Genomic DNA, 12,903 nt, shown 5'->3' on the forward strand with positions numbered 1-12,903 from the left:
GGTGTTTAATTTTTACCAATACATACAGGTAAGGGGAAGAGGCGATTGTTCAATTAGAGCAATCGCTTCTTATTATTAATGGGGAGATGAATGACAGTTCCCTGAAAAGTTTCAAAAATTTTGAACGAAATGCAACAATGTTGAGTCTAATGAGAGAAGGAGGCGAAAAAGGATGAAATTTGAATTAGAGCAGCGTGCTATACGTGGAGATCAAGAAGCGATACTTTCACTGATTGAAATGGATGAGGATATTTTATATCGCATGGCCTTTACATATATGAAAAATGAGCAAGATGCTATGGACGTGATGCAGGAGCTTGTTTACAAGGCACTCAAAAAAATGCATACCGTTCAACAGCACGAATATGCCAGAACATGGCTTGTGCGCGTCTTAATCAATTGCTGTAAAGACCATTTACGAAAACGTCCGCCGACTGTTCAGATTGAGGAACACCACTTATCTGAATGGGTCATCTACTCAGATATGGAGAGATTATTGGAACATTTATCTTTGTCAGAGCAGCAACTCGTCTATATGAAGTATTTCCAGCAATTGAAAAATAAAGAAATTGCTGAGCTCAATCAAATTCCTGAGGGTACTGTGAAATCGAAGCTTCATCACATTTTAAAGAAGCTTAGAAGCTTTGCTAGAGAAAAGGAGGACTGGCTATGAGTAAACCATTAATTGACGTTCCAAAGGAGAAACTGCAACAAGTTCGCATGAACATGTTTCGAAAGGTTCAACAAGAAAAAAGAAGAAAGAAGCGCATTGTTTCGGTTGCATGCATCTCCATGCTTTGCCTAAGCCTTCTCTTTTCAATTCGCGTCTCGCCAACGATTGCTAGCCAAGTTGCCAAAATACCCGGCTTTCAAGCAATTGTAACAGCGATTGCAATAGATAAAGGAATAAAAGATATTGTAGACCATGAATACTATGAAGAAATCAATGTGACGCAATCTAGAAAAGGTCTAGCACTTACATTGCAGGGCGTGATTGCCGATAATTTAGGATTTGTCCTCTTCTATGACGCTGATGCCTCATTTGATATTTCAAAATTAAACTTAGAGAAAGTTCAATTGTTTCAAGGAGATGAGGAGATTGAATGCGGCTGTACGTTTACCATGAATGCAAGCAATCAAACATACATCTCTTCATCTGTGAAATATAGTTTTTTAAAGCCTATCGCCTATACTTCCAAGGATTTTGAAGCAGTTTTTCACTTTCAGGATGAAGAGAAAGGTAACATTGTAATATCTTTACCGTTTTCACTGAAAAACGAGATCGCAAAGGAGAAAATTTTTACTGCAAATCGTACGATCGATGTCAACGGGCAGAAATTTACGATTACACAAATTCGCCGTTCGCCATTAAAAGTGGCACTCGATATTGAGGTAGCCAAAGATAATACAATGCAACTATTAGCGCTAGATGATGTTGCCATCATGACAGAAAGCGGTGAACGTAGAGAAAGTATTAGAAATGACATTTCAACAGACGGGAATATTCGCGATGGCAAATTTACGCTCTACTTGCAAAGTAATTATTTCGATGATCCAGCGTCATTGACGGTTATGATTGGCGCCATTCAAGCTGTGCCAAAGGGTGAGGATTTTATCGAAGTTGATTTTGGCACAAAAGAGATAATCACGAAGCCTACTTATTTTAAGGGGGACATTTCAATAGTGCAGCAAAGCGTAGCAGTTAAGATGAAAAAAAATAATGAAGGCAAATTATTAATGCTCTCTGACGCCATAAAAGAAGACGGCACGCCATTAGAATTCAAAAGTTTGACTATTTCTCGAGACGAGCAGTATGTAGTGGAGACATCACAATTTGAAGAATATAATGGAAAAGCTAAGCTATATTTAAACTATTACCCTAATCCGATTGGGGAAAATATTGAAGTAAACATTCCATTGCAATAAAATGCAGCAGCTGTTCAAAAAGACGAACCTTTTTGAATAGCTGTTTTGCTATTTTGACTGCAAGGGTTGGGGGCTTCTTTTCTGAACAACTTGATAGACGATAGATTAAAGTGACACTTGATTTAGTTATAACAGAGGTAACGATATGTTTAGATTCGAAGCGGTTATCTTTTCTAGAATTAGTTACATAGCTAGCTCTTTTTTCTTTTTGAACTTACAATGGTTGTAGAGCGATGATGGTATAATTTAAGTAAACTTACTTTAAACGGAGGTGGAAAATGGACTCTTTAGAATTAAACAAATCAAAATATACGGTCTCTAATATAAAAGACATTTTGCAGAATAAGCTTATTCTTGCAAAACCGTTGACTAAAGATGACATCAAAGAATTAAACCTAGTCAATCCCCCTGTATACAATAAAGAAAAGTATCTTATTCAGGAACAGTGGTTATACAGCATGAATATTGGGGAATGGGAGGATGTAGAGATTATTATCCAAGGAAATAATGAAAATCCTGAGGTGAGAATAATCGAACTAGCAGAAAGAATTTTCGATGAACTCCATTTACATATAAGCCGCGCATTGGCGTATTTACATAAGTTTTTTCCTAATCAAGAAATAAACAGTTATTATTTATCCACAATAAGCTTTGGAAATATGGCTAACTTCGATAGTTATATCTTTTCAGGCTTTAGTTTAGCTTTTATTTATGAGGGTCACTTTGAGTTTCAGTATAAAGTGAAATTTAAAGAAAATGGTTGGCCTATTGGTTTTGAGGGTGGACCACTTTAATTCAAGGGGGAAGAAATAGTTATCCCATGACAAAATCGTTTTGAAAAGAGGGAGCTGAATGGAAGGTTTTTTCTTCATACTGATAGGCTTTTTAATTGTTGTTGCAAATGTGATTGGGTTTGTATTCTACAAAAAAAAGAAAAATCTATATAATGCTGCTTTTATCATTTTACTACTGGCAGGTGTATTTGGTGGACTAGGAAGTGTATTAGCACTAATTATTATTCGTGATCCCTTTGCATTATTCTATGGATTGAACATTGCCTATTATTTACTCATTAATAGTTTGATTGTATTTATTCTGGCGATTTTAGTTACGATCATTAAAAAATATACTAGTAGTAGAACCATATAATTAACTATCGTGGTGCGTGAGCATTAGTTGTTTATGAACGAATTACTATTAAAAACGTTAGGGGGGACGCTATGCATAACTTGTCAGGAAAGGTTATTCTTATCACAGGTGCAAGCTCTGGGATTGGATTTGCCACGGCTGAGCTAGTGGCAAAATACGGGGCTAAAGTAATTATCAATTATCATACAAATGTGGAAGGTGCCAACGAAGCTGTCCAACGAATTCAAGAACAAGGTGGAGACGCCATTGCTATTCAAGCTAATATTGTGAATAAAGAAGAAGTGAACGCAATGATTGAGCAGGCTATTTCTACATTCGGCACGATTGATGTTTTAGTGAATAACGCTGGAGGCGGCATCCGTCAAAGTACTTTTATGGAGATGAGTGAAGAGCTATGGGAAGAAACATTCAAGCTAAATGTCAATAGTGTGCTCTTATGCTCTCAAGCTGTATTAATACATATGATTCCGAAGAAATGCGGAAAAATTATTAATGTCTCTTCTGCAGCAGCACGTATTGGTGGAGCAGGGGAAAGTATTCATTATGCATCTGCTAAGGGAGCTATCAATACAATGACGATTGGTATGTCCAGAGAATTAATTGAATATGGAATTATCGTGAACGGGGTAGCGCCTGGAATGGTCGAAACACCCTTTCACGAAAAATTTGCTCCTGGCGACAATCGGCTTGAACGAATGGCTTCCTCTGTACCAATTAAACGAGCTGCAGCGCCTAAAGAGATAGCAGAAGTAATTGCCTTCCTTTCTTCTGATGCCTCAAATTACATCCTTGGAGAAATTATACATGTGAGTGGCGGTAGATAAATAAAAAATAGGCAAATTATTATTGCTTTCGTCTATTATACTAACAGTCGTAAATTTCGGATTCTAAACAAGCTCCACCTTAGATGTCCTTAAATTTGGGGGCAAAAAAGGTAGGACTTGTTTCGCTTATTTTATTAAATCCGACACTACTTGAACAATTAAGAACAAAAAAATGATTGGTAAAATAATTTGAATCCATTTTGTTTGGATATACGGAACGATCTTTAAACCAAAGAAAGAGCCAGCAATAGAGCCAAGTGAAACAGGGATAGCAATTCCCCAATTAACAATGCCAGTAAAGTAATAAAAGAGAAAAGCACCTGTACAGCTTGATAACGAGAGCATTCTTGTTAACTCGACTGCTTTTAAATAATGGTATTGTTTTTTCAAGAAATAGGTTATATTCATTAGAGCTGAGCCTGGTCCAAAACCACCGTCATATATGGAAATTGCAAATGGAATAAGCTTGTTCAAGGGTTGTTCCTCTGTTTCTTTTACATCTTTGACAATCCATTTATTACTGCAAAGGACAATCAGAAATGCAAAAATTAAGCTTATACAAGCGACGACATTCATGATTTGTTCTGATAAGAGGATTGCGAATAATGCCCCAAATACACCACCTATACTAGCAACAAACATGAAAGAAAAATACTTTTTTACAGATAAATGTCCTTTTATGACAAATGAAACAACATTTGATAGGGCTGATAAGCCTGTCGCAAATTTATTAACGGCAACGGTTGTGTGAATTGGAATGCCGACGAGCAACAATGAAGGCATCAAAATAAAGCCTGCTGCACCAAAAAGAACGCCTATTATGGCTGCGAGTAAACCAATTGTAAATAAAATAACTCCTTTTACTGTTAACCATTCATGTAGTAAAATTTCCATTCAATCACCTCAATACTTAAATTACTGGTAAACTATACATAAAACAAATATATAATTATTGCTTATTCATAAATATTATTTATGGATAGAAAGGTTGGAATGGAATGAATTTACATGCATTGAGGATCTTTACGAATGTAGCCAAGCTTGGGGGAATTACTGCAGCGGCGAATAGTATGCTACTAAGTCAACCTGCTGTTACCATACAAATTCGAAAATTAGAGAATGAAATAGGGGCAAAATTGATTGAAGGTAAAGGGCGTGGAATTCAATTAACGTCAGAGGGGAAGTTTTTATACGAGCAAGGCATGCGTTTATTTTACTTAGAAGCACAAATCGATGAGAAGCTTGGTAAGTTTTTAGCAAAGGAAGACAAAATACATATTGCGTCTTCTTACATCCCTATTAATTATATACTTCCGCCTATCATAGCTAAATACAAGCTTGCAAATCCTCAAATTGAATTTTTTGTATCGTTAGGCAATGTTCAATCTGTGGAGGAGCAAGTTCTGAATTATGAAGTAGATTTTGGCTTTGTCGTTCAAAGTAAAATTGGTCATGAAGATTTACAATTTGAAAAGGTATTGGATATCCCGTTTTGGTTTACAGTCCATCCTTCACATCCTCTAGCAAATCAAACGGTCTCCATCTATGAATTATCGAACGAGGACTTTATTTATCGGGAACGTGGTAGCTCGACACTCGATTTATTGGAGTCCATTTTTTACACATTTAATGCGCCATTACCTAAGTTAGGGCTTCAAATGCAGGGCTTACACGAATCCATAAAAGTAGTGGAAGCGGGGTACGGCATGACTTTAGCTCCGTCCTATAGTGTAGATGAAAGTATAGCAAACGGGAAACTTGCTCAAGTGTATGTTGAGCAGGCAGCTATTCAGCAAAGTTTATTTATTTGCTCTCGAAAAACCGATCTCATGGAGCAACCATTTTTGCAATACTTAAAAACGCATTTAAATGCATTAAACTAACCACTTTATTTGGCATAAATAAGACTTCTCTAAATTTAAGTGAAGAATTTAGAGAAGTTTATTTATGATGATAATTAACACAGAAAATTCAGAAAAATAGTATTATAAAAGTATTTTTCCCTCTATTGAAACAACTGCTGCTCCTGCTACTTCAATAACAGCATTCTCCCCATCAGGTGTAATCGTGACATAAAGAGTTCCAGGTCTATTAATCGTATGGCCTTGCCCAATTACTAATTGATGTTTTTCTTGTGGAGCTAGTATATTTTCTAGATATAAATAACCACCTAATGCACCGTTTGCTGCCCCTGTAACTGGATCTTCATCGATCCCTATATTTGGGCAAAAATCTCTTGTATAAATATCAAATTCTCCATTTGTGTCAAAGGTAAAGAGGTGAGTGGTGGATATGTTAAAATGATTGTTCATCTTTTTAAGCTCATTTAATTTAGGTTCTGCTTGATCAATTGCTTGACGTGTTTTAACGGGAACCATAAGATGTGGGACCCCTGTGTTCGCTATTTTTATCGGGTATCGATCATCAATGTCCGTTTCCTCTAAACCCACAAGGTCCGCAACGACTTCAGGGCTAATGTCTATACTTTTTACATGGGGACGTACTTGAGTCATGGACACGCTCTTTAAGTGATTGTTTTCCGTAATCCATTTTACAGGAATTAGTCCAATGTTTGATTCAAAGATTATTTTCTCGTCCTTATCAATCCAATTGTACTTATTAGCCATTAACCATGCTGTACCTAACGTAGCGTGACCGCAAAAGTCAACTTCTTTTGTAGGAGTAAAATATTTTATTTGATAATCTGCATTTACATTTGTTGATGGTAAAAGAAAGGCCGTTTCCGAAAGGTTTAATTCATTGGCTATGTTTAGCATTTCCTCATCTGTTAAATTTTCAGCATGAGGTATGACGCCAGCTGGATTTCCTCCAAACGTTTCTGTGGTGAATGCATCAACATAAAAAAACTCTACCACTTTTTTCATTGCTATCTCCTCCTTCATTCTACGATTATTGTAGTATGATAGAATTGATAAGTAAAATTCATGTTTTTAATCTTAAACATGAGGAAGTCGAATGGAAAGTTAAATCTTATACGGAGGTTATCTTGTGAACCTTTTGCAAATAGAAATATTCGTCAAAGTAGTCGATATTGGAAATTTCACAAAAGCAGGTGAAATATTGGCGATGACACAATCGGGCATAAGCCATAATATCGCTTCATTAGAGTCAGAACTCGGTATTAAACTTTTGAATAGAGGAAGAAACGGTATCTCATTAACAGATAGTGGAGAACGTATCATCAACAATATGAGAAATATCTTATCCGAAGCAGAAAGCATTAAACAAGAAGCGGCATCTATTTTAGGAATACAAAACGGAAAAATAAATATTGGCAGCTTTTCAAGTTTCGCTTCAAAAGTGTTGCCAACGATCATATCACGGTTTAAAGGAGAGTTTAAGGGAATTGAAATAAATTTTTATGAGGGGAGCTATGACCAAATTACACGTTGGGTAGAAGAGGGGAAAGTGGATATAGGTTTTACATCTTTAAGTAACCCTATGGATCATTTTGAGGCTACCACCATAGTAAGAGATAGATTAGTAGCAATCGTACCGATTCATCATCATCTTGCCATAAATGAACAAGTAAAGGCGGAAGAACTTCAAGGGGAGGCTTTTATTATGCCTCAGCTAGGATGTGAAGTGAGTGTTAAGAAGTTTTTACAGGAACAAGAGGTATCCCCAAACATAGAGTTTAATGTGGAAGAAAATCAAACAATCATTGCAATGGTACGTGAAGGATTAGGCATTACAATCATACCAGAACTAGCTTTACCCTATAATTTAGCAGGTACCATTGTAAAACCTCTCTTACCCGAACCTTTCCGAGAAATAAGCATTATTACTCGCTCAAAGAAGCAACCCCTTCCCGCTGTCAAAGAGTTTATAAAAACAACCATGGATTGTATTAAAGAATTAAAGCTATAAGAATTCTGTGTCCATTGCTATTGTTCATCATCATTGTGCTTTTGTAGAAGCATAAAACATACCTACGTAAGAGCATGTTTTGGTTCATTTTTTCAAAACATGCTCAAATCAAGGTGATGATATTTAGTAAAGAACACGCCATAAATAGAAGGTAGCGTAGGATTCCCAGTTTTTCCATGGTATCGAGAGCGATAAAATTTCCTCTTTCGTAGGCTTTTGGTTCATATTACGTAATGTTTTTATTGAATTAATCAGACCTACATCATCGATTGGAAAAGCTGTCTGAAACCTTAGGCAGCGCATTAGCACGTAATTGGCTGTCCAAGGTCCGATTCCTCGTATTTTGATTAAGCTTTTTTCTGCCTCTTTAAAATTCATTTTCATTAATTGTTCCTTCGATAATTCTCCGCATGCCATTAATCTTGCAATGCCAATGATATATTCACTTTTTTTAACCGTCATTTTAATAGCTGCTAGGTCAGTAGGTTCTAACTGTGCAATTCGTTCGTATGGAGGGAATACCCAATACTTTTTACCATTCCATTCGATAGAATCGCCAAAGCTTTCTACAAATTGTCTCTTTAAAGAGTAGGCAAAGGCAAGGTTGATTTGTTGCCCTAAAACGCCCCAGCATAACGCTTCAAATAAATCGGGAATGCCGATAACTCGTAATCCATAGAATTTTTGGGCAGGTATTTTAAGTAATGGATCTGTATTTGCCATTTCATAAAATGGCGTTAAATCGTTATCAAGATCAAACCATTCAATTATATATGTTGCAATTTTTTCCCGCTCCCTCTTTTCAATAGGCCTAGAACCATTTAGGAATTGAACAACCATTTGTTGATTATCGATTACGCTTATCTGTACTAAAGACTGCATTTCTCCAATGGCTATCACTTTTGTGATGATATTGTTCTCTATTTCATACAGGCATTCATTTTTTTCTCTTGTTAAATAGCCTAGATTTGCATTCATATCAAAATTTGCTGGTAAAGTAATGATCATCACATCGTCAACGTCATGCCATATCACTTTTTCATTCTCCTTTTCAACATACACAGTTTGTTAGTTTACTTTATCATAAAAGTAGCTTTACTCATTTTGTTATCTTGCTATTCCATTCTAAACGCCTTATTTTTTTCTATTGATGAGGTTATAGTGTTAGTTATTAAGAAGGCTAAGGAGGGAATAAAAATGGTCCAAGATATTCAAACACGTGTTGGCAGCTTGGAGTGGGATTCCATTCAACATGAACTAGATAAACAAGGATTTGCAAAGCTTCCAGTAATTTTAACAAAAGAGGAATGTGAATTTTTAATAGGGTTGTATGGTACAGAAGAGCCATATAGAACGACCATTAATATGGCGAGGTATCGCTTTGGGGAGGGGGAATACAAATATTTTTCCTATCCATTGCCTGAAATCATCCAAAGTTTAAGAGAGTCCTTTTATCAAGAATTGGCCAAAACAGCTAATCGATGGTTAGGTTATTTAAAGAAAACAGCGCAGTTTCCAGCTCAGCTTCAAGATTTTTTGAACACTTGTGAACAATATGAACAAACTAGACCGACACCGTTACTCTTAAAGTATGAAACAGGAGGCTTTAATTGTTTGCATCAAGATTTATATGGCGATGTGTTCTTCCCGTTTCAAGTAGTATTTGTATTAAATCAACGCGAACAAGACTTTTTTGGTGGAGAATCCCTCCTAGTGGAACAAATTCCACGTGCTCAGAGTAGGGGACATGTCATTACGTTAGATCAAGGCAGTGCGCTCATCTTTCCTACAAACCATAGACCTGTTCTAGGGAAAAGGGGATATTATAAACATACGGTTCGTCATGGAGTAAGTACGATTACTGCTGGAGAACGATACGGTCTTGGCATCATTTTTCACGATTCTAAATAAAAAAACTTCAATATCTTGCTATTCCATATCTAGAATTGTACATTGTGAATTTTTAGGGAGTATATTGTAAGGAGAGGTGAGATAAATGCTGGATCCTATGAATGATGAAAATGATATTTTGAATAATGTAGAAATGATGACAGATGAAAAATGGCAAGCCATTATCACGAATGATACAGCGTACAACAATCAATTTTTTTATGCTGTCAAGTCAACAGGGATATTCTGTAAACCATCCTGTAAGTCTCGCGTTCCGAAAAAAGAGAATGTATGTATTTTTGCAACCGCAGAACAAGCACTCCACGCAAATTTTCGCCCTTGTAAACGTTGCAAGCCTACTAATGAAAATTTGCCTGATAGCGAGTGGGTTGATATTATCACAGCATACATTGATCAAAATTTCGCTGAAAAATTAACGCTCGAATCATTAGCAATGATTTGTCATGGGAGCCCCTATCATATGCATCGAACATTTAAAAAGATTAAAGGCTTGACGCCCATTGAGTATATACAACAAGTTCGCGTACACGCGGCTAAAAAGTATTTGATTGAGACGAATAAAGCAATAGGCGATATTGCCATATGTGTGGGTATGGCGAATGCACCCTATTTTATTACTTTATTTAAAAAGAAAACAGGTGAGACCCCAGCGCAATTTCGTCAAATGAGAAAAATGGAGGAAATGAATGATGGAAATAAAAAATAAACCAACCCTTTTTTGGTCTTTACTCAAGTTTGAGGATTGGCATTTTTATATTGCTGCTACCTCCAAGGGCCTTGTGTTTGTTGGTTCACAGAACAAACCAATCGAGGAAATGTTTGAATGGGCGAAGAAACGCTTTCCAGGAAGTCCTTTTGTTGAAGATGAGGAAAAGCTTGAACCCTATGTCAATGAAATCATTCAGTATCTAGCAGGAAAGAGGCAAACCTTTACTATCCCATTTGAGTACGTAGGTACGCCATTTCAGCTAGCAGTCTGGCAAGCACTTTGTGAAATTCCTTATGGGCAGACGAAATCCTATTCAGACATTGCCCATGCTATCAATAAACCAGCAGCTGTTCGTGCTGTTGGAGCGGCTATTGGGGCTAATCCAGTGTTGCTCACTGTACCGTGCCATCGTGTAACAGGAAAGAATGGCTCTTTAACAGGCTATCGGGGCGGATTAGCAATGAAGAAATTGCTCTTGGAACTTGAAAAGCGAGGTTCATCTAGCAATGCGTAATACTTGCTTTACATGGAATGGAGGTTTCGTATGAAAAGCGAATTATTCTATAAGCATCCAAAAACCATTTTGAATAAAGGAACTGGCTTTCTTTCTGGCTATACGCATTCGCTCAATCCTTATACAGGCTGTTCATTTGGATGTTCTTATTGCTATGTACGTCAAATGCCTGTATCTCTTTTTCGAGAAGGAGAATGGGGTAGTTGGGTCGATGTTAAAAACGGTGCGGCGAATGTATTAAAAAAGGAGCTTCATCGTGCCAAAGCCAAAGGGCCTGTAACCATTTTTATGTCCTCAAGTACAGACCCGTATCAGCCAATAGAGCATAAGGAAAAAGTGACGCGATCTTTACTAGAAGTTATGCTAGAGGATCCCCCTGATTTCTTATTTGTACAGACGAGAAGTCCACTTGTCAGTCGAGATATTGATTTGCTGCGACAATTTAAAGAAAAAGTGCGGGTAAGTATGACAATGGAGACAGATTCGGAAACGATACGTAAACATTTTACGCCAATGGCACCTCCAATCCAAGCGCGTTTTAAGACATTGGAAAAATTAGCAGCTGCGGACATTCCGACCCAAGTTGCTATCGCTCCCATTTTACCAAGTGGGGAATATTTTCCTTTGAAATTGAAGCAACTCGTCGATCGGATATGTATAGATGACTACTTCATGGGAGATGGCAGTGGTGGAAAACGCACAAGAAAACTTGAGATTGAGAAAAAATATGACCAACTTGGTTTAGAAGAATGGTATGGACCAGATGTAATAAAAAAAGTATACAACCGATTTATTGAAATCTTTCCAGAAAATCATGTTTATATAAGTCAGGCTGGGTTTGAGCCGTAAAATGCTGTAATAGATGGATTATAAAAATAGCCCCAATACCCATCTTTACTGAAGTGAGTATTAGGGTTTCTTCACATGATAGTATGATTAACGTTTGTTTTCATTTTGAATTTGACTGAAATCTACTTCTTCAGCAAACTCTTCTCTGTTTTTACGCTCATTGTTAGCATTTTGATTTTGATTCTGCTGTTTTTTGTTGTCTTGCGTTTTATTATTTTTATGTTTATTATTTCCCATTTTCATCTCACCTCCACCATTAGTGTGAGTGGAAGATGTTTTTTTATCCGTAGAACTTACATTTAATTCTTCAAGTAATGTGCTTTATTTTATTAAGGAGTACAGTATGACTGAAAATTTACCTAATTTATTTCTTAGACCATCAAAATAATATAAGATGAAAGTAAACAGGCCATATGTTTTAATAACCAAACAAACGGTATCCGAAGTAACTGTGAAGAATGGTAATGCACCAACAACAGATAGCACTTAAGGAGGTACAGTAGTGAACCAACACAAAATAATTATTACGCAATATACCCCCCAATACGCTGAACAAACAGTTGCTATGTGGCGAGATAGTAAGGAACAGGCGATTGGTCAAAAAGAAATTCATACCTTTGAAAGTCATGTATATTTCTTAAATCATCTATTAGCTGAGCAGTTTCACATCGATTTAGCGTTAATGGATGAAAAAGTAGTTGGCATGATTGCCTATAACGAAGAAGAAATAAGCCAACTATATATTCATATTGACTATCAAGGGATGGGCATAGGTCATACATTACTAGATAAAGTAAAAGCACAATCAAAAGGGCGATTAACTTTATACACATTTGAGGTTAATGAAAATGCCCAACGATTTTATGAAAAACATGGATTTAAAATCATAGGGAGAGGACATGAAAATGAAGAAAATTTAGCTGATATTCAATATGAATGGATAGCCAAATAAAAAATTTCACTAACGAGCTATTAAAAAGCGTTGTACATTTTGTATATACGCTTTTTTGTTTTTGATAAAATCTAAAAATGATGCAGAGGCAAACAATTTCCTTAACAGCTAAGATCACTCGAATGAGTAGTAGTCGAGCTTAATTGCTTTAATGCTCTTAAGAAGTTAATCAGTATCA

Annotated in this window: 16 protein-coding genes; 12 read left to right on the forward strand and 4 right to left on the reverse strand. The window is 36.4% G+C overall.

All coding sequences use genetic code 11. From position 1 onward, the window contains the following. Nucleotides 1-172 precede the first annotated feature (172 nt). The 5 genes from HXV90_RS03825 to HXV90_RS03845 all read left to right on the forward strand — a co-directional run bounded on the left by HXV90_RS03825 (nucleotide 173) and on the right by HXV90_RS03845 (nucleotide 3,899). Nucleotides 173-673 carry a sigma-70 family RNA polymerase sigma factor gene (locus tag HXV90_RS03825; RefSeq protein WP_115673645.1) on the forward strand — a complete coding sequence of 167 codons (501 nt, stop codon included), beginning with the start codon at nucleotides 173-175 and terminating at the stop codon, nucleotides 671-673. Further along, nucleotides 670-1,926 carry a DUF4179 domain-containing protein gene (locus HXV90_RS03830; RefSeq protein ID WP_269898421.1) on the forward strand — a complete coding sequence of 419 codons (1,257 nt, stop codon included), beginning with the start codon at nucleotides 670-672 and terminating at the stop codon, nucleotides 1,924-1,926. The genes HXV90_RS03825 and HXV90_RS03830 overlap by 4 nt, the downstream gene beginning before the upstream one ends. A 278-nt stretch (nucleotides 1,927-2,204) precedes the next feature. Next, on the forward strand, nucleotides 2,205-2,720 hold the full coding sequence (locus tag HXV90_RS03835; protein WP_054550220.1) for a hypothetical protein: 516 nt from the start codon (nucleotides 2,205-2,207) through the stop codon (nucleotides 2,718-2,720). Nucleotides 2,721-2,778: 58 nt separating this feature from the next. Then, on the forward strand, nucleotides 2,779-3,075 hold the full coding sequence (locus HXV90_RS03840; protein ID WP_048393027.1) for a hypothetical protein: 297 nt from the start codon (nucleotides 2,779-2,781) through the stop codon (nucleotides 3,073-3,075). 71 nt (nucleotides 3,076-3,146) lie between these two features. Next, entirely contained in the window at nucleotides 3,147-3,899 is a 753-nt protein-coding gene (locus tag HXV90_RS03845) for an SDR family NAD(P)-dependent oxidoreductase (RefSeq protein WP_269898422.1), read from the forward strand. A gap of 126 nt (nucleotides 3,900-4,025) precedes the next feature. On the opposite strand, the gene HXV90_RS03850 is transcribed toward HXV90_RS03845, so the two are convergent. After that, on the reverse strand, nucleotides 4,026-4,793 hold the full coding sequence (locus HXV90_RS03850; protein ID WP_269898423.1) for a sulfite exporter TauE/SafE family protein: 768 nt from the start codon (nucleotides 4,791-4,793) through the stop codon (nucleotides 4,026-4,028). A 104-nt stretch (nucleotides 4,794-4,897) separates the two neighbouring features. Between HXV90_RS03850 and HXV90_RS03855 the strand changes: the two genes are divergently transcribed. Beyond that, complete coding sequence (locus HXV90_RS03855; RefSeq protein ID WP_269898424.1) at nucleotides 4,898-5,782, forward strand: LysR family transcriptional regulator; 885 nt, start codon at nucleotides 4,898-4,900, stop codon at nucleotides 5,780-5,782. A gap of 102 nt (nucleotides 5,783-5,884) precedes the next feature. Here the strand turns inward: HXV90_RS03855 and HXV90_RS03860 are convergent, their stop codons facing one another. Further along, nucleotides 5,885-6,784, reverse strand: a complete 900-nt coding sequence (locus HXV90_RS03860) for a PhzF family phenazine biosynthesis protein (protein ID WP_103118186.1) — start codon at nucleotides 6,782-6,784, stop codon at nucleotides 5,885-5,887. A 124-nt stretch (nucleotides 6,785-6,908) separates the two neighbouring features. Here HXV90_RS03860 and HXV90_RS03865 point away from each other — a divergent pair, with 124 nt between their 5' ends. Next, a complete protein-coding gene (locus HXV90_RS03865; RefSeq protein ID WP_269898425.1) occupies nucleotides 6,909-7,790 on the forward strand; it encodes a LysR family transcriptional regulator in 882 nt (293 codons plus the stop codon). 123 nt (nucleotides 7,791-7,913) lie between these two features. Here HXV90_RS03865 and HXV90_RS03870 read toward each other — a convergent pair whose 3' ends face one another. After that, a complete protein-coding gene (locus tag HXV90_RS03870; RefSeq protein ID WP_269898426.1) occupies nucleotides 7,914-8,825 on the reverse strand; it encodes a DNA glycosylase in 912 nt (303 codons plus the stop codon). Between the two features lie 162 nt (nucleotides 8,826-8,987). On the opposite strand from HXV90_RS03870, the gene HXV90_RS03875 reads away from it, so the two are divergent. From HXV90_RS03875 to HXV90_RS03890, 4 genes are all read left to right on the forward strand, one after another. After that, a complete protein-coding gene (locus HXV90_RS03875; RefSeq protein ID WP_269898427.1) occupies nucleotides 8,988-9,701 on the forward strand; it encodes a 2OG-Fe(II) oxygenase in 714 nt (237 codons plus the stop codon). A gap of 85 nt (nucleotides 9,702-9,786) precedes the next feature. After that, the gene (locus tag HXV90_RS03880; RefSeq protein ID WP_269898428.1) at nucleotides 9,787-10,407 is read left to right on the forward strand and encodes a bifunctional transcriptional activator/DNA repair enzyme AdaA; all 621 of its coding nucleotides are present in this window, start codon (nucleotides 9,787-9,789) and stop codon (nucleotides 10,405-10,407) included. Then, the gene (adaB, locus tag HXV90_RS03885) at nucleotides 10,391-10,924 is read left to right on the forward strand and encodes a methylated-DNA--[protein]-cysteine S-methyltransferase (RefSeq protein WP_054550483.1); all 534 of its coding nucleotides are present in this window, start codon (nucleotides 10,391-10,393) and stop codon (nucleotides 10,922-10,924) included. The genes HXV90_RS03880 and adaB overlap by 17 nt, the downstream gene beginning before the upstream one ends. Nucleotides 10,925-10,954: 30 nt before the next feature. After that, the gene (locus HXV90_RS03890; protein WP_269898429.1) at nucleotides 10,955-11,773 is read left to right on the forward strand and encodes an SPL family radical SAM protein; all 819 of its coding nucleotides are present in this window, start codon (nucleotides 10,955-10,957) and stop codon (nucleotides 11,771-11,773) included. Nucleotides 11,774-11,860: 87 nt separating this feature from the next. Here HXV90_RS03890 and HXV90_RS03895 read toward each other — a convergent pair whose 3' ends face one another. Next, complete coding sequence (locus HXV90_RS03895) at nucleotides 11,861-12,010, reverse strand: hypothetical protein (protein ID WP_016992948.1); 150 nt, start codon at nucleotides 12,008-12,010, stop codon at nucleotides 11,861-11,863. Nucleotides 12,011-12,275: 265 nt separating this feature from the next. Here HXV90_RS03895 and HXV90_RS03900 point away from each other — a divergent pair, with 265 nt between their 5' ends. After that, on the forward strand, nucleotides 12,276-12,725 hold the full coding sequence (locus HXV90_RS03900) for a GNAT family N-acetyltransferase (RefSeq protein WP_054550210.1): 450 nt from the start codon (nucleotides 12,276-12,278) through the stop codon (nucleotides 12,723-12,725). The last annotated feature ends 178 nt before the right edge of the window (nucleotides 12,726-12,903 follow it).

The sequence above is a fragment of the Lysinibacillus sp. JK80 genome (genome assembly GCF_027557635.1).
Lineage (GTDB): Bacteria > Bacillota > Bacilli > Bacillales_A > Planococcaceae > Lysinibacillus > Lysinibacillus capsici.

Excerpts from the sequence above, each read along its gene's own strand:
- HXV90_RS03860 (WP_103118186.1), bottom strand. The coding sequence starts at position 6,784 with ATGAAAAAAGTGGTAGAGTTTTTTTATGTTGATGCATTCACCACAGAA.
- HXV90_RS03895 (WP_016992948.1), bottom strand. The coding sequence starts at position 12,010 with ATGGGAAATAATAAACATAAAAATAATAAAACGCAAGACAACAAAAAA.
- HXV90_RS03830 (WP_269898421.1), top strand. The coding sequence starts at position 670 with ATGAGTAAACCATTAATTGACGTTCCAAAGGAGAAACTGCAACAAGTT.
- HXV90_RS03845 (WP_269898422.1), top strand. The coding sequence starts at position 3,147 with ATGCATAACTTGTCAGGAAAGGTTATTCTTATCACAGGTGCAAGCTCT.
- HXV90_RS03875 (WP_269898427.1), top strand. The coding sequence starts at position 8,988 with ATGGTCCAAGATATTCAAACACGTGTTGGCAGCTTGGAGTGGGATTCC.
- HXV90_RS03840 (WP_048393027.1), top strand. The coding sequence starts at position 2,779 with ATGGAAGGTTTTTTCTTCATACTGATAGGCTTTTTAATTGTTGTTGCA.
- HXV90_RS03835 (WP_054550220.1), top strand. The coding sequence starts at position 2,205 with ATGGACTCTTTAGAATTAAACAAATCAAAATATACGGTCTCTAATATA.
- HXV90_RS03890 (WP_269898429.1), top strand. The coding sequence starts at position 10,955 with ATGAAAAGCGAATTATTCTATAAGCATCCAAAAACCATTTTGAATAAA.
- HXV90_RS03825 (WP_115673645.1), top strand. The coding sequence starts at position 173 with ATGAAATTTGAATTAGAGCAGCGTGCTATACGTGGAGATCAAGAAGCG.
- HXV90_RS03850 (WP_269898423.1), bottom strand. The coding sequence starts at position 4,793 with ATGGAAATTTTACTACATGAATGGTTAACAGTAAAAGGAGTTATTTTA.
- HXV90_RS03880 (WP_269898428.1), top strand. The coding sequence starts at position 9,787 with ATGCTGGATCCTATGAATGATGAAAATGATATTTTGAATAATGTAGAA.
- adaB (WP_054550483.1), top strand. The coding sequence starts at position 10,391 with ATGGAAATAAAAAATAAACCAACCCTTTTTTGGTCTTTACTCAAGTTT.
- HXV90_RS03855 (WP_269898424.1), top strand. The coding sequence starts at position 4,898 with ATGAATTTACATGCATTGAGGATCTTTACGAATGTAGCCAAGCTTGGG.